This is a genomic window from Thermohalobaculum sediminis (assembly GCF_023487995.1).
In the GTDB taxonomy this organism is placed as follows: Bacteria; Pseudomonadota; Alphaproteobacteria; order Rhodobacterales; family Rhodobacteraceae; genus Thermohalobaculum; species Thermohalobaculum sediminis.
Genome location: NZ_JAMFKN010000004.1, coordinates 1 through 20,736, shown reverse-complemented (window position 1 = coordinate 20,736; position 20,736 = coordinate 1). Strand labels below are relative to the sequence as shown.

Sequence of the window (20,736 nt, the reverse complement as noted above, 5' to 3'; positions counted from 1 at the left end):
TCGGGGGCCGGGGCAGCGGCGGTCCCGACGAATGTGTCCGCTCGATGCAGGCTGGATTGAGACGCGGCCGGGTAGGGCGCCGGCGGCGTACCCGCGCTCAGAAATGAGCGGTGCCCTCGATCAGCACGACACCCGTCCCGCCGACCTTGACCCCCGTGATCGCGTCCGCCGGCCCCAGCACCTCGACCCGCGCGCTGCCGGGGCGCTCCATCAGGTGCCCCTGCTCGGCGGTGAAGCGCGGGCGCGAGATCAGCCCGTGGCGCCACAGATAGGCCGCCATGCAGCCGGTGGCCGAGCCGGTGAAGGGGTCCTCCTCGGGCTCGGGCGGGGTCAGCATCAGCCGCGCCGCCGTGTCGCCCGCTTCGGTGAAGCCCTGCGTCACGCACAGGAACGGCTCCCAGAAATCGACCGCCCCGCGCAACGCCTTCAGCGCCGGAATGTCGAGCCGCGCACGCCCCAGCGCCCCGAGATCACGCAACACGGTGACGCAGAAGTTCGGGCCGCCGGTCGAGACCGTCTGCGGCGTCCCCACCACGTCCCGCGCATCGAGCCCGAACAGCGCCGCTATCGTTCCCGGTTCATGGGCCTGCCCGAACACCGGGGCGTATTGCGTCATGGTGAACTGGGGCAGCGAACCACCACGGTCGACCTCGATATGCACGACGCCCGCGGCCACCTCGAGCGTGAAACGCTTGCGATCCCCGATCAGCCCGGCGCGCTCCAGCGCCGCGCAGGTCGCGATGGTCGGATGCCCCGCCATCTTTATCGGCCCGCTCGCGAGGTAATACCGCGCGCCGAAATCGGCCCTGTCCGAGACCACGACGAAGCTGCATTCCGACAGGCGTGCCTCGCGCGTGAAGGCGATGCGCGCGGCCTCGGCGAGGTCATCCGCCTCGAACACCACGGCACAGGGGTTGCCGCCCATCGGGCGGTCGGTGAAGGCATCGACCCAATAGGCCGGACGGGTTCGCATCGCTTGGCCTCGCACATCGGGAACATCGGGCGAGCAGGTTTGCCGCCCGCGGACCGTCACGGCAAACGATGAATCTTGGTGCGATGCATCACGTCCGGGAATGACGCCCGTCAGCTTCCGCTGCCGCCGGCCGCACCGGCGGCGGGTTCGCCATCCTGCCAGTGGCCTTGCTCCTTCAGCGCGTCGGCCACCTCCTTCGGCATGTAGTTCTCGTCGTGCTTGGCCAGCACCTCGACGGCCTCGAAGCGGCCGCCGCGCAGGTAACCCTCGGCCACCACGCCCTGCCCCTCGCGGAACAGGTCGGGCAGGACGCCCGTGTAGGCCACCGTCAGGGTGCCATTGCCGTCGGTGACGTCGAAGCTCACCGTCTCGCCCTCGCCCCGCCTGAGCGACCCCTCGGCCACCAGCCCGCCCACGCGCAGAAGCTGGTCGGGGCTGCGCCCCTCGGCCATCAGCTCGGTCGGCGAGAAGAAGAACACGATCGTGTCGCGGAACGCGAAGGACACCAGCCCCGCCGCGCCCGCCAGCAGCACGGCGCCGAAGATCAGCATCTGGATGCGCCGGGTTTTTCTGGTCGCCATGTCTCAGTCCTCCGGGTCGGGCGCGCGCAGGCGGGCGGAGTTCGCCACCGCGTTCACCTCGGCCCCGAGAATAAGGGCTACACCGCCGATATAGAAGAACAGCAGCGTCACAACGACGCCCCCCAGCGTGCCGTAGGTGACCGAGAAGTTGGGCGCGAGCGCGAGATACTGCGAGAAGGCCGCGCCCGCCAGCACCAGCGCCAGAACGGTCGCCGCGATCCCCGGCCACAGCCGGAAGCCGCGCATCCGCCGCGAGGGCAGCACACGGTGCACCTTCCACAAGAACAGCGACAGCACCGCCGTCGAGACCGCGTAGCGCGCCACATCCGCCGATGTCGGGATCACCAGCCCCATCCGGCTCTCGAGCAGGCGGAAGACCAGCGGCGCCAGCACGACCAGCGCGCCCAGCAGGATTAAGGTCACCATCGCCGAAAGCACGATGCCGACGGCGAAGGCGCGGTTCAGCGTGAAATGCCGCCGGATATCACCCTCGTAGGCCCTGTCGAGCGCGACCCGCACGGCTTCGACCCCGTTCGACGCGGCCCAGATCGAGCCCAGCGCCGCGATCGTCAGAACCCCGCCGCGCCGCTGGCCGATCACCTCGAGCACCACCGGCTTGAGCGTCAGCGCCACGTGCTCGGGCAGCGCCTCGAACATGGCGTCGAGCGCCGCAGTCGTGCCCTCGGGCCCCACGAAGAAGCCCGCGAGCGCGGTCGCGAAGATCAGGAATGGCAACAGCGAGAGCATCACCGAGAAAGCGATGTTCCCCGCCAGCACGCTGCCCTCGTGGCTGGAGTAACGCCAGGCCACGGCCGCCACGAAGCGTGCGGCCCCGCCCATCGGCGCGACGATCCGCCTCACGGCCGTAACGGCGTAGCCGCCGGCCCGGAGCCGGTTCCGCCGCTCGCCGCCTTGGCCGCCTGTCGCAACGGGCCGGGCATCGCCAATCCTTCTCAACCGCGGCATTCCGCAGCGTCATTCCGCGCGCGGTCTACGTCAATGGACCAGTCGGTGCAACAATCGCCCCCCTCGCCAGTCCCTCACGCCGCGCGGAACGCGAGGTCGGTCCCGGCAAAGCGCCGAGCCCCCGCGGCGACACGGACGGGATCGCCGCTCGTCAGCGCGATGACGCCACCCGGCCCGTCCGTCGAGGCAAGGCGCGGATGGCGGCGCAGATAGTCGGCAAGGCTCTCGGCCACGATCTCGGGCTGCGACAGGATGCGGGTGCGTGGTGGCAGCGCCGCGCGGAAATCGGGCTCGACCAGCGGATAATGCGTACAGCCAAGGATCGCCGCCTCGGGCGCGCCACCGGCCATCAGGCGGTCCACGCAAGCGCCGACGATGCGGCGCGCCCCCTCAGCGTCGCCGCCTTCGATGGCGTCCACGAGGCCCGGGCAGGCGATCTCGCGCACCGCGAGACCCGTTGCGCGAAGCCCGAGCTCGCGGGTGAAGGCGCCGCTTCGCACCGTCGCGGGCGTGCCGAAGAACGCCACGTCGCGGATGCGCGCCGGAAGGGGCGGCCCGGCGTAACCCCAGGGGCGGCCCGTCACCGCCTCGATCATCGGCACGAACACGCCGAGGACGCGCGAGCCCGGCGCGGCAGCCGGCAGCCAGCTTTCCTGCAGGGTTCTCAGCGCCACGGCCGACGCGGTGTTGCAGGCGAGGATCACGAGATCGCATCCCCGGGCGAACAGCCGCTCGATCCCGGCACGGGTCAGCGCGATGATCTCGGGGTCGCTGCGGGTCCCGTAGGGCGCGTTGGCATTGTCGCCGAAATAGACGAAGCGCTCGCCCGGAAGCCGCCGGCGGAGCGCGCCAAGCACCGTGAGCCCGCCGAGGCCCGAGTCGAACACCCCGATAGGCACCGCGTCACCCCAGATAGAGCCCGTGCGAGAAGTCCTTTTCGGGCGAGGGGTCGAGCGCATAGGTCGCGCGCCTCAGATGGTCCATCAGCGCCCGCGCATCGCCCCTGAGCGCGGCGATCCCGGCCCGTGGCAGCGGCTTTCCCACATGCACGCGGATTGGCCCGCCCACGCGGCTGCCGAACTCGTTGATCAGGAGCGCCACCCGAAGCGTCGGATTCAGGTGGCTCGCGATCTGGAAGAGCCGGCTGTTCTGCCCCTCGAAGAAGACCGGGACAACGGCCGCGTCCGATCTCGCGATCATCTTGGCCGTGAAGGTCTTCCAGTGCGGGTCGAGTGGCCGCGAGAAGGGCGTGGCCGCCGTCGAGACCGTGCCGCCCGGAAAGATCCCGATCGCGCCGCCCTGTGCCAGGTAGTCGAGCGCCACCCGCCGCGTTTCGAGGTTGACGCGCTGCGCCTCCCTGGTCGCGCCGAAGTCGATCGGCAGGATGACCCGCTCGAGATCCTTCGCCCGGCGGAACACCACGTGCGCGATGATGCGGAAGTCGCCACCCCGCGCCGTGGACAGGATGTTTCCCAGCGCGAGGCCGTCGAGAATGCCGTAGGGATGGTTCGCCACCACCACCAGCGGCCCCTCGCGCGGGATGTTGCCGAGGCCAGTGGCCTCGACGCCAATACCATAGCGCTCGCGCATCACCTCCCAGAAGTCGCGGCCCGCCGCGACCTCGTGCTCGTAGCCCAGCGCCATGCGCAGCAGCCGGGGCCGGCCGGTGATGTTCTCGATCGAGCGGATCACGGCCCGCCCCGCCCGCGTCTGCGCCGCGAAGGAATAGCTGATCTCGCGCGGCGCCGCGCCGGTGGTCTGCATCGCCTGATCTCCGGCTGGCCGATGACGGCGCAAAAATACGGGGCGCGGGGGCGAATCGCAATCGGCGGCGCTGGCCGCGTCCCGATGACCGATTGAAAGGGCTGGCCCGCGCACCACCTGATGAAGAGCCACCGGCCAGCCCGGCCGGGCCCACCGACGGGGAGACGCCATGGATCTCGGGACCGCCTTCGCCCTCGCCGTCTTCGTCGGCGCGAATGTCGCGACCGCGGCGTCGGGGGCATTCTTCAGGCCCGGCGCATGGTATGAAGAGCTCAACCATCCCTCGTTCCGCCCGCCGAACTGGCTGTTCGGGCCGGTCTGGACGGTGCTCTACTGCATGATCGCAGCGGCAGGTTTCCTGGTCTGGCGTGCGGCCGGCTGGAGCGGCGGCGCAATGCCGCTTGCCGTCTATTTCGGGCATCTCGTGCTGAATTTCGCCTGGAGCGCGCTGTTCTTCGGCGCGCGCCGCCCGGACTGGGCGTTCTTCGAGGTGATCGCCCTGTGGCTGTCGATCATTGCCACGATCGCGGTCTTCGCGCCCGTCAGCGTGACCGCGGCCTGGCTGCTCGTGCCCTATCTCGCCTGGGTCAGCTTCGCGGCGTATCTCAACTGGACGCTCTGGCGCCTCAACCCACAGGTCATTCCAGGCGCAGGCGCCCGAGGCTGAGTGGCGCGCAACGAAAAAGGGGCCCCGGCGGGGCCCCTTCCCGATTCGGTCGCAAGGGCGCGTCAGCGCTTCGAGAACTGGAAGCTGCGGCGGGCCTTGGCGCGGCCGTACTTCTTGCGCTCGACCACGCGCGCGTCGCGGGTCAGGAAGCCCGCGGCCTTCAGCGCCGGGCGCAGCTCGGGGTCCCACAGCGTCAGCGCCTTGGAAATCCCGTGCTTCACCGCGCCCGCCTGACCCGACAGGCCGCCGCCCTTGACGGTGGCCATCACGTCGAAGCGGCCCGCGACATTGGCGATGCGGAAGGGCTGGCCGATGACCATCTGCAGCACGGGACGGGCGAAGTACTCGCTCACGTCCTTGCCATTGACGACGACCTTGCCCGAGCCCGGCTTCACCCAGACGCGGGCGACCGCGTCCTTTCGCTTGCCGGTGGCGTAGGAGCGGTTCAGCGCATCGCGCACAGGCTCGCGCTTGACCGCGGCCTCGACCTCGGCGGCACCGCCCGCGACGGCGTCCTTCAGCGCATCCAGCGACTTGATCTCTTCAGCCATGCTCAGGCGCTCCGCGTGTTCTTGGGGTTCATCGCGCGCACGTCCACGACCTCGGGGGTCTGGGCCTCGTGCGGGTGCGTGGCGCCCGCATAGACGCGCAGGTTGGTGAGCTGCTTGCGGGTCAGCGGCCCGCCGGGCATCATCCGCTCGACCGCCTTCATGAGCACGCGCTCGGGGAAGCGGCCCTCGAGGATCTGGCTCGCCGTGCGGCTCTTGATCCCGCCGGGATAGCCGGTGTGCCAGTAGTAGGTCTTGTCCCGGCGCTTGTTGCCGGTCATCTGCACCTTGTCGGCGTTCACGACGATCACGTTGTCGCCCATGTCCATATGGGGCGTGAAGGTCGCCTTGTGCTTGCCGCGCAGGCGCATGGCGATGATCGAGGCGAGCCGGCCCAGCACGACGCCCTCGGCGTCGATCAGCACCCACTTCTTCTCGATATCGGCCGGTTTCGCAGAAAAGGTCTTCATAGCCGTTCCGATCCCGTCCTCGGGCCTTGCGCGACAGCCGCGCCCTACCCGCTGAAACTGACTAGGCCGGGGGCAAGGCTCCCGGCCGGGTGCGCGGGGTATGCCGCGGGGCGCGCGCCGTGTCAAGACCGTCCGCACCGATGACGGCGGGATTTCCCAAGCAAAAACATGGAGGTTCTGTGTGAGGTATTCAGATACCTCAAACGATATCGCGCGGCGGGATCGAATAGGTCAGCGTCGCATGAGCCACCGGCCCGCCCTGCCCCGCCTGCGTGATCGTGGCATCGCCAACCACCAGCACGCGGCCCAGCTTGAGGATGCGCGCCTCGCAGATCATGTCGGCCACCACGGGCTTGCGCAGGAAGTTGATCGCGGCATTGGTCGTGACCGTCAGCGCCGCGGGCCCGATCTGCGCGAGCGTCGCGACATAGAAGGCGCAGTCCGCGAGCGTGAACATCGCGGGCCCCGAGACTGTGCCGCCCGGCCGCAGGTGCCGCTCGGCCACCGGCATCCGCAGCCGCGCGGTCAGCGGCCCGACATCCTCGATGATCATCTCGCCGCGGATCTGCGGAAAGACCTCGTCGAGGAAGGCGGTCAGTTCCGCCGGGCTCATCTTCACGCCGCTCGTCGCCATCGCCGCCCCTCCCGCGCTTGCCTCGGCTCGCGCGCCCATGTCATGGAGAAGCCATGCCGATGGCAAGGGGAGGACGCGCGATGGCCGACATTCTTCTGCGCGAGGACTCGGGCGGGATCGCCACGCTGACGCTCAACCGCCCTGAGGCGCTCAACGCGCTGTCCGAGGAGCTGATGGCAGCGCTCCAGTCGGCGCTCGACGCGATCGCTGCGGACCGCCGCGTGAAGGCGGTGATCCTGAAGGGCGCGGGGCGCGCTTTCTGCGCCGGGCACGACCTGCGCCAGATGCAGGCGGCGCGGCAGACGCCCGATGGCGGGGGGTCCTATTACCAGGCGCTGTTCGCGCAATGCTCGCGGCTGATGACCTCGATCCCGCGCCTGCCCCAGCCAGTGATCGCACAGGTGCACGGGATCGCGACGGCCGCCGGCTGCCAGCTCGTCGCCTCCTGCGACCTCGCGGTCGCGGCCTCGGACACGCGCTTTGGCGTCAACGGCGTCAACATCGGGCTGTTCTGCTCGACGCCCATGGTCGCGCTCAGCCGCAACATCGGCCGCAAGAAGGCGTTCGAGCTCCTGACCACAGGCGAGTTCCTGAGCGCGCCCGAGGCCGAGGCGCATGGCCTGATCAACCGCGCCGTCGCCCCCGAAGCCCTGGCCGCCGAGACGCGCCAACTGGCCGAGACCATCGCGGGCAAGCTCTCCACCGCCATCCGCCACGGCAAGCGCGCCTTCTACGAGCAGGCCGAGATGCCGCTCGACCAGGCCTATGCCCACACCGCCCGCGTGATCGCCGAGAACATGCTCGAGCCCGAGACCGCCGAGGGCGTGCAGGCCTTCATCGAGAAGCGCAGCCCGAACTGGGAGGACTGACGCCTCAGCGCCCCCGCGCGATCCGCTCCTCGGCGGGGAAGGACAGCGCGAATTTCGCGCGCATCAGCAGGAACACCACGACCAGCGCTCCCGCCTGATGGAAGATCGCGATATGGGCGGGCGAGGCGTGCATCACCGTCACGATGCCGACGACCACCTGCGCCAGCACCGCGCCCGCGACCCAGAGCCCGCGCGCCCTGATCCCGGCATGGCCGCGCCGCGCCAGCCCCACCGCCGCCGCGATGGCCCAGGCCAGCACCAGATAGCCCAGCATCCGGTGGACGAACTGCACCAGCGCCGGGTTCTCGAAGAAGTTGCGCCACAGCGGCACGAGATCGAAGCTCTCGGACGGCAGGAACTGGCCCTGCATCAGCGGCCAGTCGACATAGCCGCGCCCCGCGTCGATGCCCGCGACCAGCGCGCCCACCAGGATCTGCGCGAAGACCAGCGCCATGAGGCTGCCGGCCCAGCCCATGCCACCCACCCGGCGGCGACGCGCCTTCAGCGCCTCGACCTCGTCGAGCCGAATGCGCATCGCCAGCCAAACCAGCAGCATGAAGATCACGAAGGCGAGCCCAAGGTGCAGCGCAAGCCGGTAGGACGCGACATCGAGCCGCCCGGTCAGCCCCGAGGCGACCATCCACCAGCCAACCGCCCCCTGCACGCCGCCCAGCAGCCCCGGCAGGATCAGCCTACCCAGCCAGCCACGCGGCACGGCGCGCGCGATCAGGAACCCGGCCAGCCCCACCGCCCAGACCAGCCCGATGACACGCCCGAGGAAGCGATGCCCCCATTCCCACCAGAAGATCGGCTTGAAGTCCTCGAGCGTCATCCAGTGGTTCTGGACCTGGAACTCGGTGGTGGTCTGGTAGGCCTCGAAGGCCGCGATCCAGTCGGCCTCGCTGAGCGGCGGCAGCGCGCCCATGACCGGATCCCAGACCGTGATCGACAGGCCCGAGTCGGTCAGCCGCGTCAGCCCCCCCACCAGCACCATCACGGCCACCAGCGCCGCCAGCAGCCACAGCCACACGGCGATCGCGCCGCGCGCCTCGCGGCTGCGGGCCCGGGCCGCCGGGGCCGGGGCCTTTCCGCCCGTCACGTCCTCGAAAATCGCGCGCTTCGACATCGCCGTCCCCGCTGGTGCCCAGGTCGGGCGAAGACTTATTCCCCGTCGTTCCCCCGGACAAGCGGCACGGGGCCGCGCCCCCCGGCCTCGCCCCGCGCCCGCCGCTGGCGCTGGCGCTTGGGCCCCTCGACCAGAGTGCGGATCACGCCCCACAGCGTCCGGACATCCTGATCGGTCAGGTTCGCGCGGTGGAACATGTTGCGCAGGCTCGCCTCGAGATGCGGGCGCTTCTCCTCGGGGAAGAAGAAATGCGCCTCATCGAGTTCCGCCATCAGGTGATCCATCAGCCGCGCGATGGCGCCGGCTTCCGCGGGCTCGGGCCGGTCGCCGACCACCCGCTCGGGCGGTGTGGCATCGGCGAGGCGGCGCAGCTCGTAGGACATCAGGAGCACGCATTGCCCGAGATTGAGCGACGGGAAGGTCGGGTTCACCGGCACCGACACGATGGCCGAGGCGAGCGCGATATCCTCGTTCAGAAGCCCCGACCGCTCGGGCCCGTAGAGGATGCCCACCCGCTGCCCCGCCGCCATCAGCCCCTGCATCTCGCGCGCCGCCGCCTCGGGCGTCAGCACCCGCTTCGTCAGTTCCCGCGTCCGCGCGGTGGTGGCATAGACGGTGTGCAGGTCGGCAATCGCGGCGGTGGTGTCGGGATAGATCTGCGCCTCGTCCAGCAGGCCCCCCGCCCCCGAGGCCGTGGCCACGGCCTTCGGATTGGGCCAGCCATCGCGCGGCGCCACCAGCCGCATCCGCCGCCAGCCGAAATTCCACAAGGCGCGCGCCGCAGCGCCCACGTTCTCGCCCATCTGCGGCTCGACCAGGATGGTGAAGGGGCCCAGGGCGGCCTGTCTCGGGTCGGTCATCTTTGCCCCCTCACTGCGCCGCCCGCACCAGCCAAAGCGAGGACTCGCGCGCGCCGTCCGGCAGCGGCAGTTCTGCGATGCCCGGCGCCTCGGCCGCACCCATCCGCGTGAGCGCGTAGTGCGAGGCCCAGATCGGCCGATACGCCCCGCCCGCGAGCCAACCGGCGAGGCCCAACTGCTCGGTATAGCCCCGCCAGGCCCAGTCGGCGGGATAAGGGTCGGGCAGGAAGATGTCGTGCAGATGCACCAGCACGCCGGGCGCCAGCCGCGGCAGGATGCGGTTGAGGATCATGTCCACATCCGTCCCCGGCCACAGAAGATGCGAGCTGTCGAAGAACGCGATGTCGCCGGGCTCGAGCGCGTCGAACAGGGGCAGATGCCGCGACGCCAGCACCTCGCGCCGCCAGTCGACCTCGAGCCCGTGCAGCGTCGCGCGCGGCGCGGGGTCGATACAGGTGATCCGCCCGCCCTGCCCGGCATCCTCCAGCGCCTGCGCGAGGAACCGCGTGGAATGGCCCGAGCCCACCTCGACCACGCGCCCCGCGCCGGACCCGGCCGCGATCACATAGGCCGCCGCTCCGTCCAGCCGCGGGAACCACGACTGGTCCCACCGCGGCCGCGGCGCGGGGCCTCGGAAGGCCGCAAGCGTCGCCGCCTCCTCGCCGATCACCCCGAGCACGCTTTCGATCTCGTCCCAGGCCGCGCCGATGATCGCCTCGAGCTCCGGGTACCCCTCCGGCGCCTCGACATCCGCGGCATAGCGGTAGGGGCTGAAGAACCCGCGCGGCCGTCCGGCAAGCGTAGTCAGCCCCATCGAAACACGCCGCCACCGCGCGCGCAGCGGCAGCCTGGCACCGCCTTTCGGGGTCTCGGGCCCCTCCGGGCGGGTCTCATCGATTCTTGCCATGCCGAAAGTTTGCCTTAAGGGCCATTAAGTCGCGTTGCCTGTCCCCGCCCCTCTCGCTACTGTCCGCCGCGATTCCGCGCAAGCGGACCCGTCGCGCAGCCCGTGGAGGACAGAGATATGTCGAAAATCAAGGTCGAGAACCCCGTCGTCGAACTCGACGGAGACGAGATGACCCGGATCATCTGGGATTTCATCAAGCAGAAGCTGATCCTCCCCTATCTCGACATCAAGCTGGAGTACTACGATCTCGGCATCGAGTATCGTGACCAGACCAACGACCAGGTCACCGTCGACGCCGCGAACGCCATCCGCAAGCACGGCGTGGGGGTCAAGTGCGCGACCATCACGCCCGACGAGCAGCGCGTCGAGGAATTCGGCCTCAAGAAGATGTGGCGCTCGCCCAACGGCACGATCCGCAACATCCTGGGCGGCGTGATCTTCCGCGAACCGATCATCTGCCGCAACGTGCCGCGCCTGGTGCCGGGCTGGACCCAGCCGATCATCGTCGGGCGCCATGCCTTCGGCGACCAGTACCGCGCGACCGATTTCCGCTTCCCCGGCAAGGGCAAGCTCACCATCCGCTTCGTGGGCGAGGACGGCCAGACCATCGAGCACGAGGTGTTCGACGCGCCGGGCTCGGGCGTCGCGATGGCGATGTACAACCTAGACGAGTCGATCATCGACTTCGCGCGCGCCTCGATGAACTACGGGCTGTCGCGCGGCTACCCGGTCTATCTCTCGACCAAGAACACCATCCTCAAGGCCTATGACGGCCGCTTCAAGGACCTGTTCCAGAAGGTCTACGAGGAGGAGTTCGAGGCCGAGTTCAAGAAGAAGGGCATCATCTACGAGCACCGGCTGATCGATGACATGGTGGCCTCGGCGCTCAAGTGGTCGGGCGGCTATGTCTGGGCCTGCAAGAACTACGACGGTGACGTGCAGTCCGACACGGTGGCGCAGGGCTTCGGCTCGCTGGGGCTGATGACCTCGGTCCTGATGACGCCGGACGGCAAGACCGTCGAGGCCGAGGCCGCGCACGGCACGGTGACGCGCCACTACCGCGAGCACCAGAAGGGCAAGGAGACCTCGACCAACTCGATCGCCTCGATCTTCGCCTGGACCCGCGGCCTCAAGCACCGCGCCAAGCTCGACGACAACGCGGCGCTGGCCAACTTCGCCGAGACGCTGGAGCGCGTCTGCGTCGAGACGGTCGAGGCGGGCGACATGACCAAAGACCTCGCGCTGCTGGTGGGTCCGGACCAGAAGTGGCTTACCACCACCGGGTTCCTGGACCGGATCGACCAGAACCTGAACCGGGCGCTGAAGGGCTGAGGCCCGGTTATCGAAGGCACCCGGCGATTGGGGGGGGCGCAGGTCGCGCCCCCTTTTTACTTTCCGCCAGCGGCCAAGCGTGGCTTCCGTCGCCAAGCCCCCACACTCGCGAAGCCGCCCGTCACGCCGCCGAGGCTGCCGTCTCCATCGGCGCGAAGGGCCTGAGCCGCACGCCCTCGGCCGTGATTTCGGCGAAGTGGCCGGGCGGGATCGCCTCCCAGTCGCCCTCGTCGGCGTCGAGCGGCTCGGAGACCACCGCCCGACCGCGGCGCGAGCGCGAGAAGCGGTGGTAGAGCGTGGGCGCCTCGTCGTCCGAGGCGTAGCGCACGGCGAAAAGCCGCTCACCGTCCGAGAAGGCGGCCGTGAGGCGCATGAAGGGCGCGACCCCGGCCTCGCGCGCCAGCCCCTCGAGCCGGGCGGTCGCGCGCAGCATCGCGCCGTAGGGGTCGGCCTCCATCCCCTCGGCCAGCGCCAGCAGGAACAGCGCCTCGGAGTCGGTCGCACCCTTCCGGCATTCGTAGAGCTCGTCCGGGATCAGCATGTCGATGCGCCGGCGCAGGCGGTCATAGCCGCCCATCTGGCCGTTGTGCATGAAGCTCCAGCGCCCGCAGGCGAAGGGATGGCAGTTGTTGCGGCTGGTCGCCGTGCCGGTCGAGGCACGAACATGGGCAAGGAACAGCCCCGAGCGCACCTGCTGCGCGAGGCTTTTCAGGTTCGGGTCGGACCAAGCGGGGAGGACGTCGCGGAACAGCCCCGGCTCGGGCCGCTCGCCATACCACGCGACGCCGAAGCCGTCGCCGTTCGTGCCCGATTTGCACTCGCGCGCGGCCAGCGACTGGACCGTGAGCGACCGCCCCGGCGCGCTCACGATGTCCTCAAGGAAGATCGGCTCGCCGATATAGGCGGCCCAGCGGCACATGGTGGCCTGCTCCTTCTGCCTCGCAACGCGGCGCGGCCTCTTGCGGGCTGCGTCCGCGGCGCCGCCCCTCAGTGGGGCGCGACGCCCCGATTATGCGTCCGCGCGTAGAGTTTCGCAACGATCCGGCTTGCGGTGCGCTCGAACATGAAGGGCAGGATGGCGTGGATCAGCGCCGCAGCCCCCGCCGCGAACAGGAGACCCGAGAAGCGCGCCGCGAAGGCGAGGTGCTGGACGTAGGACTCATCGACCGAGCGCGGGTGGTTGAGGAACAGGTCGCGGGCGGTGGTGATCATGGCTTGCTCTCCCTTAGGAACGGATGCTCGCGAAGATATGCCGCAGGCGGCGCAGGAAATGTTCCCGAATTGCGCGGCGATCCGGCAAGATGATGGGAGGATTTCCCACGAGAGGCTGGAATGACGGAACTCGACGACATCGACCGCCGGATCCTGCGGGAGCTTCAGCGCGACGCGGCGCTTGCGGTCGAGGAGGTGGGCGCCCGCGTGGGCCTGTCGCGGAACGCCTGCTGGCGGCGCATCCGGCGGCTCGAGGAGGAGGGGGTGATCCGCGCCCGGGTGGCGTTGGTGGACCCCGAGGCGCTGGGGCTGGGGCTGACGGTGTTCGTCGCGGTCAGGACCGACCGGCACGACCCCGAATGGCTCGATGCGTTCTGCCGCGCGGTGCGCGACATGCCCGAGATCCAGGGCGTCTACCGCACGTCGGGCGATCTCGACTACCTGCTCAAGGCCCGCGTCGCGGATGTGCGCGCCTATGACCGGCTCTATCAGCGGCTGATCCGGCGGATCGCGCTCACGGACATCTCGGCCAGTTTCGTGATGGAGGAGATCAAGGAGACAACGGAGCTGCCGACGATGTGACGGCAGCCCGGCCCGCGATCCCCGGTCAGCCGCCGGTCGAGACCTGGCTGGCGCGGGTGAAGTCGACCATCGACTCGGGGTAGAGCTTCACGCCCTCGATCCCGGCGAGCTCGCTCAGCGCGAACCAGTTCGTGGCGGCCCAGTGGCCGGTGTTGCAGAAGCTCACGACCGTGCGGCCGGGCGTCCAGCCCGCAGCCTCGGCACGGGCGCGAATCGCCTGAGGGTCGGCGTTCAGCACTCCCGGCGCCGTGAACAGCGTGTCGTGGTCGAGATTGAGCGCTCCCGCCAGCGTGCCCGCCCAGGTCGCGAGCTTGTGCTTCGTCTTGCCGGTGAAGAAATCCTCGGGCCGCGCATCGATCAGGATCGCATCGGCGGACCCGTCGAGCACCGCCTCGACCCCCGCACGGTCGATGGTCCAGTCGGGCGCGAGCGTGAAGTTGGCGTCCGAGGGGATGTTCGACCACTCGGCGCTCGAGAGGCCGCGCCCGTCCCGCGTCCAGGCGGCAAGGCCGCCGTTGAGGATCGCCACGCGCTCGACCCCCGCCGATTTCAGCGTCCAGTAGACGCGCGCCGCAGCCCCGAAATCGAGCGAGTCGCGCCCGGCATTGGTGACGATCACCGGGGTCGCCGGCTCGATCCCCGCCTCGCGCAGAAGCGCGGACACCTTGGCGTCGTCGATCAGCGCGCCCGGGTTGTCCTCGGGGCCGCGCCAGGCGTGGTAGGGCAGGTTTACCGCGGTCTCGAGATGCCCCGCGGCGTAGTCCTTGACCGAGCGGATATCGATCACGACCGCCTCATCCTCGATCAGCGCCTCGGCCTCGGCGGGGGTGACGAGGGGCGTCCAGGTATCGGCCGTGGCGGGCGCGCCGAATGCCAGTGCCGCTGCCAGCAGGATCGCGAAACGGGTCATCAGATCACTCCTCAAGCTCGGGGTTCGAGGAACAAATGGATCCTTAAATGTAATTCGTCAAGTTTCCATTATTATAGTGTACATTATCGCCTCCCCAAAACGACGCATCCGGCGCGGCGAATGACGCAGCCGCGCGGCTCCCTTGCGCAAAAGGCGCTACATCTGCATGAGGGCGCGGTGCTGGGCGCAGGCCGCCGTGCCCGGGCAGGAGCAGGAGAGAGACCGATGAGCGACACGCCGCGTGACCCACTCGTGGTGTTCACCCCCTCGGGCAAGCGCGGGCGCTTCCCGGTCGGCACGCCGATCCTGACGGCGGCGCGGCAGTTGGGGGTCGATCTCGATTCGGTCTGCGGCGGGCGGGGAATCTGCTCGAAGTGCCAGATCACACCAATGTATGGCGACTTCCCCAAGCATGGCGTGGCCTCGGCGCCGGATGCGCTGAGCCCATGGAACGCGGTCGAGGAGCGCTACAAGTCGAAGCGCGGACTGATCGAGGGGCGCAGGCTGGGCTGCCAGGCCACCGTGCAGGGCGACGTGGTGATCGACGTGCCGCCCGAGAGCCAAGTCCACAAGCAGGTCGTGCGCAAGCGCGTCGAGGCGCGCGAGATCGTCATGGACCCCGCCACGCGGCTCCACTACGTCGAGGTGACCGAGCCCGACATGCACAACCCGCGCGGCGATCTGGAGCGTCTATTGGACGCGCTGCGCGACCAATGGGGGCTGGAGGGGCTGGTCTGCGACCTGCGCACGCTGCAGGGCCTGCAGCCAGTGCTGCGGCAGGGCAACTGGCGCGTCACCGTCGCGGTGCATCAGGGGCGCAGGCGTTCGAACGGGCGGATCATCCAGGCCTGGCCGGGATATTTCGAGGGCTCGATCTACGGCATCGCGGTGGATGTGGGCTCGACCACCATCGCCTGCCATCTGTGCGACCTGCAATCGGGCGAGGTGCTGGCCTCGGCGGGTCTGATGAACCCGCAGATCCGGTTCGGCGAGGACCTGATGAGCCGGGTCTCGTATTCGATGATGAACCCGGGCGGACACACCGAGATGACGGCCGCCGTGCGCGAGGCGCTGAACACGCTGATCGGACAGGTTGCCGACGAGGCGGGCGTCGGGCGCAGCCAGATCGTCGAGGGCGTGCTGGTCGGCAACCCGGTGATGCACCACCTGCTGCTGGGCATCGACCCGGTGGAGCTGGGCGGCGCACCCTTCGCGCTGGCGACGTCCGACGCCATGACGCTTTGGGCGAGCGAGTTGGGGCTTTCGATGCACCCGAGCGGGCGGCTTTACATCCTGCCCTGCATCGCGGGGCATGTGGGCGCCGACGCCGCGGCGGTCGCGCTGTCGGAAAGCCCGCACGCGCAGGACGAGCTGATGCTGGTCGTGGACGTGGGCACGAATGCCGAGATCCTGCTGGGCAACCGCGAGAAGGTGCTGGCCTGCTCCTCGCCCACCGGGCCCGCCTTCGAGGGGGCGCAGATCTCGTCGGGCCAGCGCGCGGCGCCGGGCGCCATCGAGCGCGTGCGGATCGACCCCGAAACCTGCGAGCCGCGCTTCCGGGTGATCGGCTGCGAGCTGTGGTCGGACGATCTGGGCTTCGTCGAGGCGGCCGGGCCCACGGGCGTGACCGGCATCTGCGGCTCAGGGATCATCGAGGTGATCGCCGAGATGCGGATCGCCGGCATCATCGACGAGGACGGCGCCATCGGCTCGGCCGAGGCCGTGGGCACGCCCCGGCTGGTGCAGGAGGGGCGGACCTGGTCCTACGTGCTGTGGGACGGCCGCGCCGCGGGGGGGCCGCTGATCACCGTGACGCAGGGCGACGTGCGGGCGATCCAGCTGGCCAAGGCCGCGCTCTATGCCGGTGCGCGGCTGCTGATGGACCAGATGGGCGTCGATGCGGTTGACCGCGTGGTGCTGGCCGGCGCCTTCGGCGCGCATATCTCGCCCCTGCACGCGATGGTGCTGGGCATGATCCCGGACTGCCCGCTCGAGAAGGTGTCGTCGGCCGGCAATGCCGCCGGGACCGGCGCGCGCATCGCGCTTCTGAACGCCGGCGCGCGGCGCGAGATCGAGGCCGTGGTCCGCCGCATCGAGAAGGTCGAAACCGCCGTCGAGCCGCGCTTCCAGGAGCATTTCGTGAGCGCCATGGCGCTGCCGCACAAGACGGCGCCCTTCCCGCATCTCGGCACGCTGGTCAGCCTGCCCGCGGTGCGCTTCGAGCAGGGCGGAGAGGACGGCGGGCGCAGGCGCAGGCGGGCACGGTGATTGACGCCTGCACGACCCGGGGCCCATCGTGGAGCACTGCGCGGCCCCGGTCCCGAGCCGTGACCTCGCTGGACATTTGCCCCGCCTGATACGTCGTCGTCCAGGGTTCGAGCGTCGGTCAGCGGGACATCAGGTGCCGGCAATCCGACGCGGCACGAGCCCCGGCCTCAGCCTCTGATGAGGTCGAGAAGCCGCGCGGCGGCCAGGAAATCGGCTTCGCGTAGCCGCGAGGTCGCGGCTGCCTCCTCGTCCTCTCCCCATTCGCGGATGTTCCAGTCCTCGTCGATCCGGCTCGCGCGCCACGCCTCGGGCGCGGTAAGGCGGCCCTCGCTGACCGCGAGGCCGAGCACGAGGCTGCCCGAGATGGTGACGAGGTCGTGGAGCGCGGTGAGTTCCCACGCATCATGCGCCTCGACCGCGCGGGCCAGCGCCGCCAGTGCCGCGTCGGATTGTGGCACATGCATCACGCCCACCGCCACGCCGAGCCGCGCGCCGAAGCGGGCCGCGGCCCAGTCCAGCAGCGGGTCCCAGGCCGCGGCCTGCCCGGCCGCAAGCTCGGGCGGGAAGGGCGCGCGGTAGCACAGAAGGTCACTCCCACCGAAGGCCGCAAGGCTTGCCGCCACCGCGGCCCGCGCGGCGATCACGCGGTCGATGGTGGAATTGGCGGCGCGCGTCACCGGCATGGTGGCGGGCTTCACCTCGGGGCCCTGCGCGTCCCACTCAGCCGCCATCGCCTCGGCCATCGCCCGCGTGGGCACGACGATGGGCGCCTTCGCGGGCGTGCGGAGTGGGCGGGCATCCAGCACGACGCCGAAGCCCTGCTCCAGCTCGACCGCGCGGGCCTCCTTCCAGAACCGCTTCATGCCGCGGTCACCGCCTCGAGGGCTGCGTCGAGCGCAGCGAAGTCGTCGACGATCACCTCGGCCCCGGCGGCGGCAAGGCGCTCGCGCGCATGATAGCCCCAGGCCACCCCCACGGCGCGCGCACCGGCGGCACGGGCCATCGCGATGTCGAACTCGGTGTCGCCCACCATCACGGCGCGGCGCGCCTCGACCCCCGTGGCGGCAAGGCAGTTCAGCACCATCCCCGGATGCGGCTTCGAGGGCGCGTCGTCCGCCGTCTGCGTGCCGACGAAGAAGCGCCTGAGCCCGTGGCTGTCGAGCATGTGGTCGAGGCCGCGCCGCGCCTTGCCCGTGGCGATCGACAGCAGCCACCCCGCGCGGTCTAGCCGCTCGATCGCGTCGCGCGCGCCGGGGTAGAACGGAGCGCCCGCCTCGCCTCCGGTCTGGCGGCGCAGTTCGACGAAGCTTTCCTTGTAGTGATGCACGAGGCCATCGACCACTGTGGCCGTGGCGCCGGGGACCAGCGCCATCATGGCCTGCGGGAGCGAGAGGCCGACGATCCCGAGCGTCGCCTCGCGCGCCGGCGCCGGCAGCCCCGTTATCGCGAAGGCACGGTCCATCGCGGCGACGATGAAGTTCTGGCTGTCGATCAGGGTGCCATCGACATCGAAGATCACGAGCTTGAGGGGGGCGTCGGCGGGCATTGGGCTTCGGTGGCTAAAAGGGACGGAGGTGGCTGGCGGCACTACTCCGGCAAGGGGCGCGAGACGTTCTGCGGGGATCTGCCCCGCGGCAGAGGCACCCGCAGCACCAAGCCGGGCGCCCGCTCATGCTTCATGTTCGACTGCGGGCCTGCACCGCAAATCCGCCGGGAACCTGCCGGCGGGCATGTCTTGGAGCGGGCGGCGGGAATCGAACCCGCGCGTTCAGCTTGGAAGTCTCGTGGGCACATGCCCATTTCATCCAGTCTTCCAGCGCGTTGCCCCACGCTCTCATTCAGTTTTGTCGGCAGTTTGTCGGCTCAGTTTTTCTGGAGCGGGCGGCGGGAATCGAACCCGCGCGTTCAGCTTGGAAGGCTGACAGGCTACCATTACATCACGCCCGCGACGCGCCAGCGGTGGTATATCGCTTGACTGGACCCGTCAAGATTGCCTCGGGCGGGCCGTGACCCAGCGCTCTCCGCAGCGTGCGTCACGGCCGTGCCGCGCCCGAGGTGGCGGGCCCACGTAGAAGCACTTTACTGATCCGTCCGCCTCGGCTTTCGGTTCCCGAGCGCCAGCGCAACCGCCATCAGGATCAGTCCGGCCTCGAGCAGGAAAGTGGCGGAGAAGGCCCGGCCCACGACCTGAGGCGTCGCCTGCGAGATCTGCTCGGCGCCCGCGGCGATGGAGAACACCGCCCCCGCCAGTGACGCGCCGATCATGAAGCCCAGGTTTCACGACAGGCCGAGCAAGTGAAAGACCGCTTCGAGCGGATTTTCCGAAGATATGCGAATTGGCGAGAGCCTCGTGCGGCGCAATCTAACCAAGATCGCACCGCCCCGTGTGGTGCTTGAGCACGGAGCGACGCACGAGGCTCGACCTGCTCTTGAAATGCGCCAACCGCATCATGGCAACCGAGGGAGCCGTTGCCGGCATCATGTATTGCGGCGTGGTTCAGGATCCGCCTGTCGCACTCAAGAGATGGTTCTCGCATCGCCCTACTTCGACACGCCGCCTGATCTCTTCACAGGCGGTCTGCATCGCCGGGCGCAGCGCGTCCAGCGATGGCTTGGCGTATCGTTGGCCCGTGATCGAGAGCGGCGTGTGGTTGAGCAGCCGGCCAACGATCTCCTCGAGGATGCCGGCCTCCATCGCCACGGTCGCGAAGGTGCGCCGGTGCGCGTGCGGCGACCAGGCGAGCGGCTGCGGCGAGGTCAGGTACCCCTTGGGGGACTTCGGAGAGGGGAAGACCCACCGGCTGCTGAGCCCACGCAACGGCTCGAGGATCTCGTGGTGGATCTCGACGACCGGCAGGTCGAAGCTCCGACCGTTCTTGGTCATCGGCAGGTGGATGCGGTCAGGATGGACGTGCTTCCACTCGAGCGTCAGCGCCTCGGTCTTACGAAGGCCGGTGAAGAGCAGGAGCCGGTAATAGGCCGCGTGGATCGGGTTCGGCAGGGCATCGGCCGCCCTGCCCCATGCCCCGAGGTCCTCGATGGTTCGGCCGTCCGGGCGCTCCTCGTACCACTCGATCGCCATCGTCGGGCACTCCGACAGATCTTGGGTGCGCCGGGCGTGGTTCCACACCGCGCGGAAGCGGCGGAAGGCATGGTTCGCCGAGGACGGGACCGTCGCCATCTCGGCATGCCGGGCCACGACCATCGCCTTGGTGATCTCGTCGAGCGGCAGCCTGAGCCAGTCCTTCAGGTGCTTGCGGAACTGGCCCTCGATGTCGTGCTTGTGCTCGTCCGAGCGCAGCTTCGGCCGGGAGAGGTAGGCCTCCATCGCCACCCCAAGCGTAGGGGCGCCGGCCTGGATGACCTTGCCCGCGCCCCGCGACATGTCGAGCGCGAGGCCCATGGCGGTCTGCCTTGCCGCGTCGGCCGAGATCGTGGGGTAGCGCCCGATCAGGATGCGCTTGGTCTGGCCGCCCACGTCCTTCTGGAAGTACCAGGTCTTCGAGCGCTTGCCGACGAAGAGGACGAGGCCCTTGATCTCGGTGTCCCAGTGCTTGGCCGTGCCGGCCGTGGCGAAAGGGGTTTTCCGGGCGAAGGTTTCGGTGAGCTTGGGCATGGGGAATTCTGTCGGAATTTTGTCGGCGAAAGAAGGAAAGACCAGGACACCTGATAGATGATCATGAATGAAATTATTCATTAAAATGAAAATCTTGGCAACACCAGAAAAGCCTGTGAATATTAGCTTATCAGCTTGGAAGGCTGACAGGCTACCATTGCATCACGCCCGCAATCGTTCGGTGTCCTATCGCTCCCCCTCCGGTTGGTGAAGGTTGAGAGGCGGAGCGCGGGCCTGCGACGCGCTGAGTGGCCCAGATTGGTCGGTCCAAGTTGATTGTTAGTGCATGGCAGGCGCTCGGTCGATTGAAGTGATGCCCTCCGGCGCTGGCGGCCGGTATGCGAGAGTGCTATGCGGCCGGACGGTGTTGTAGTGGCGGCGCCATTGTTCGATCAGGATCTGGGCCTCGCGGAGCGAGTAGAAGATCTCGCCGTTGAGGAACTCGTCGCGG

The 20,736-nt window shown here is 69.4% G+C and carries 24 protein-coding genes and 1 tRNA gene; 5 read left to right on the top strand and 20 right to left on the bottom strand.

What is annotated here, in order from left to right; all coding sequences use genetic code 11:
• Window positions 1–97: 97 nt before the first annotated feature.
• The 5 genes from M1105_RS09840 to M1105_RS09820 all read right to left on the bottom strand — a co-directional run bounded on the left by M1105_RS09840 (window position 98) and on the right by M1105_RS09820 (window position 4,284).
• The gene (locus M1105_RS09840; protein ID WP_249580191.1) at window positions 98–973 is read right to left on the bottom strand and encodes a PhzF family phenazine biosynthesis protein; all 876 of its coding nucleotides are present in this window, start codon (window positions 971–973) and stop codon (window positions 98–100) included.
• 110 nt (window positions 974–1,083) lie between these two features.
• Window positions 1,084–1,554 (bottom strand): cytochrome c maturation protein CcmE, encoded by a 471-nt coding sequence (gene ccmE, locus M1105_RS09835; protein ID WP_249580190.1) that lies wholly within the window; start codon window positions 1,552–1,554, stop codon window positions 1,084–1,086.
• 3 nt (window positions 1,555–1,557) lie between these two features.
• The gene (locus M1105_RS09830) at window positions 1,558–2,394 is read right to left on the bottom strand and encodes a YihY/virulence factor BrkB family protein (RefSeq protein WP_249580189.1); all 837 of its coding nucleotides are present in this window, start codon (window positions 2,392–2,394) and stop codon (window positions 1,558–1,560) included.
• A gap of 200 nt (window positions 2,395–2,594) precedes the next feature.
• Window positions 2,595–3,419 carry a glutamate racemase gene (locus tag M1105_RS09825; protein WP_249580188.1) on the bottom strand — a complete coding sequence of 275 codons (825 nt, stop codon included), beginning with the start codon at window positions 3,417–3,419 and terminating at the stop codon, window positions 2,595–2,597.
• Window positions 3,420–3,423: 4 nt separating this feature from the next.
• Window positions 3,424–4,284: a lysophospholipid acyltransferase family protein gene (locus M1105_RS09820; RefSeq protein WP_249580187.1), complete on the bottom strand. Its 861-nt coding sequence runs from the start codon at window positions 4,282–4,284 to the stop codon at window positions 3,424–3,426.
• A gap of 169 nt (window positions 4,285–4,453) precedes the next feature.
• On the opposite strand from M1105_RS09820, the gene M1105_RS09815 reads away from it, so the two are divergent.
• The gene (locus tag M1105_RS09815) at window positions 4,454–4,951 is read left to right on the top strand and encodes a TspO/MBR family protein (RefSeq protein WP_249580186.1); all 498 of its coding nucleotides are present in this window, start codon (window positions 4,454–4,456) and stop codon (window positions 4,949–4,951) included.
• 62 nt (window positions 4,952–5,013) lie between these two features.
• Here M1105_RS09815 and rpsI read toward each other — a convergent pair whose 3' ends face one another.
• The 3 genes from rpsI to M1105_RS09800 all read right to left on the bottom strand — a co-directional run bounded on the left by rpsI (window position 5,014) and on the right by M1105_RS09800 (window position 6,603).
• Window positions 5,014–5,502 (bottom strand): 30S ribosomal protein S9, encoded by a 489-nt coding sequence (gene rpsI, locus M1105_RS09810; protein ID WP_249580185.1) that lies wholly within the window; start codon window positions 5,500–5,502, stop codon window positions 5,014–5,016.
• 2 nt (window positions 5,503–5,504) lie between these two features.
• Window positions 5,505–5,969, bottom strand: coding sequence for a 50S ribosomal protein L13 (rplM, locus tag M1105_RS09805; protein ID WP_249580184.1), 465 nt, complete (start codon window positions 5,967–5,969; stop codon window positions 5,505–5,507).
• 199 nt (window positions 5,970–6,168) lie between these two features.
• Window positions 6,169–6,603: a PaaI family thioesterase gene (locus M1105_RS09800; protein WP_249580183.1), complete on the bottom strand. Its 435-nt coding sequence runs from the start codon at window positions 6,601–6,603 to the stop codon at window positions 6,169–6,171.
• 80 nt (window positions 6,604–6,683) lie between these two features.
• Here M1105_RS09800 and M1105_RS09795 point away from each other — a divergent pair, with 80 nt between their 5' ends.
• Complete coding sequence (locus M1105_RS09795) at window positions 6,684–7,472, top strand: enoyl-CoA hydratase (RefSeq protein WP_249580182.1); 789 nt, start codon at window positions 6,684–6,686, stop codon at window positions 7,470–7,472.
• A 4-nt stretch (window positions 7,473–7,476) separates the two neighbouring features.
• On the opposite strand, the gene M1105_RS09790 is transcribed toward M1105_RS09795, so the two are convergent.
• From M1105_RS09790 to M1105_RS09780, 3 genes are read right to left on the bottom strand one after another with little or no spacing between them, the layout of a single operon-like run.
• The gene (locus M1105_RS09790; RefSeq protein ID WP_249580181.1) at window positions 7,477–8,598 is read right to left on the bottom strand and encodes a COX15/CtaA family protein; all 1,122 of its coding nucleotides are present in this window, start codon (window positions 8,596–8,598) and stop codon (window positions 7,477–7,479) included.
• 35 nt (window positions 8,599–8,633) lie between these two features.
• On the bottom strand, window positions 8,634–9,458 hold the full coding sequence (locus tag M1105_RS09785) for an RNA methyltransferase (protein WP_249580180.1): 825 nt from the start codon (window positions 9,456–9,458) through the stop codon (window positions 8,634–8,636).
• Window positions 9,459–9,468: 10 nt separating this feature from the next.
• Window positions 9,469–10,365 (bottom strand): class I SAM-dependent methyltransferase, encoded by an 897-nt coding sequence (locus M1105_RS09780; RefSeq protein WP_249580179.1) that lies wholly within the window; start codon window positions 10,363–10,365, stop codon window positions 9,469–9,471.
• 117 nt (window positions 10,366–10,482) lie between these two features.
• On the opposite strand from M1105_RS09780, the gene M1105_RS09775 reads away from it, so the two are divergent.
• Complete coding sequence (locus M1105_RS09775) at window positions 10,483–11,697, top strand: NADP-dependent isocitrate dehydrogenase (RefSeq protein ID WP_249580178.1); 1,215 nt, start codon at window positions 10,483–10,485, stop codon at window positions 11,695–11,697.
• A gap of 121 nt (window positions 11,698–11,818) precedes the next feature.
• Here the strand turns inward: M1105_RS09775 and M1105_RS09770 are convergent, their stop codons facing one another.
• Complete coding sequence (locus M1105_RS09770) at window positions 11,819–12,616, bottom strand: class II glutamine amidotransferase (RefSeq protein ID WP_249580177.1); 798 nt, start codon at window positions 12,614–12,616, stop codon at window positions 11,819–11,821.
• A 68-nt stretch (window positions 12,617–12,684) separates the two neighbouring features.
• Window positions 12,685–12,909, bottom strand: a complete 225-nt coding sequence (locus tag M1105_RS09765) for a DUF6356 family protein (protein ID WP_249580176.1) — start codon at window positions 12,907–12,909, stop codon at window positions 12,685–12,687.
• Window positions 12,910–13,029: 120 nt separating this feature from the next.
• Between M1105_RS09765 and M1105_RS09760 the strand changes: the two genes are divergently transcribed.
• Window positions 13,030–13,491 carry an Lrp/AsnC family transcriptional regulator gene (locus M1105_RS09760; protein ID WP_249580175.1) on the top strand — a complete coding sequence of 154 codons (462 nt, stop codon included), beginning with the start codon at window positions 13,030–13,032 and terminating at the stop codon, window positions 13,489–13,491.
• Window positions 13,492–13,516: 25 nt separating this feature from the next.
• Here M1105_RS09760 and M1105_RS09755 read toward each other — a convergent pair whose 3' ends face one another.
• Complete coding sequence (locus M1105_RS09755) at window positions 13,517–14,401, bottom strand: sulfurtransferase (protein WP_249580174.1); 885 nt, start codon at window positions 14,399–14,401, stop codon at window positions 13,517–13,519.
• Window positions 14,402–14,626: 225 nt separating this feature from the next.
• On the opposite strand from M1105_RS09755, the gene M1105_RS09750 reads away from it, so the two are divergent.
• Window positions 14,627–16,669, top strand: coding sequence for an ASKHA domain-containing protein (locus M1105_RS09750; RefSeq protein WP_249580173.1), 2,043 nt, complete (start codon window positions 14,627–14,629; stop codon window positions 16,667–16,669).
• A gap of 167 nt (window positions 16,670–16,836) precedes the next feature.
• Here the strand turns inward: M1105_RS09750 and M1105_RS09745 are convergent, their stop codons facing one another.
• The 6 genes from M1105_RS09745 to M1105_RS09720 form a co-directional block, all read right to left on the bottom strand.
• Window positions 16,837–17,532 carry an ATP12 family chaperone protein gene (locus M1105_RS09745; protein WP_249580172.1) on the bottom strand — a complete coding sequence of 232 codons (696 nt, stop codon included), beginning with the start codon at window positions 17,530–17,532 and terminating at the stop codon, window positions 16,837–16,839.
• A complete protein-coding gene (locus M1105_RS09740; protein ID WP_249580171.1) occupies window positions 17,529–18,215 on the bottom strand; it encodes an HAD-IA family hydrolase in 687 nt (228 codons plus the stop codon). The genes M1105_RS09745 and M1105_RS09740 overlap by 4 nt, the downstream gene beginning before the upstream one ends.
• A gap of 327 nt (window positions 18,216–18,542) precedes the next feature.
• A tRNA-Gly gene (locus M1105_RS09735) sits at window positions 18,543–18,616 on the bottom strand.
• 132 nt (window positions 18,617–18,748) lie between these two features.
• Complete coding sequence (locus tag M1105_RS09730) at window positions 18,749–18,934, bottom strand: hypothetical protein (protein WP_249580170.1); 186 nt, start codon at window positions 18,932–18,934, stop codon at window positions 18,749–18,751.
• A gap of 232 nt (window positions 18,935–19,166) precedes the next feature.
• Window positions 19,167–20,285 (bottom strand): tyrosine-type recombinase/integrase, encoded by a 1,119-nt coding sequence (locus tag M1105_RS09725; protein WP_249580169.1) that lies wholly within the window; start codon window positions 20,283–20,285, stop codon window positions 19,167–19,169.
• A gap of 279 nt (window positions 20,286–20,564) precedes the next feature.
• Window positions 20,565–20,736: integrase core domain-containing protein (locus tag M1105_RS09720; protein WP_249580482.1), on the bottom strand; the 172-nt coding region annotated here is incomplete at its 5' end.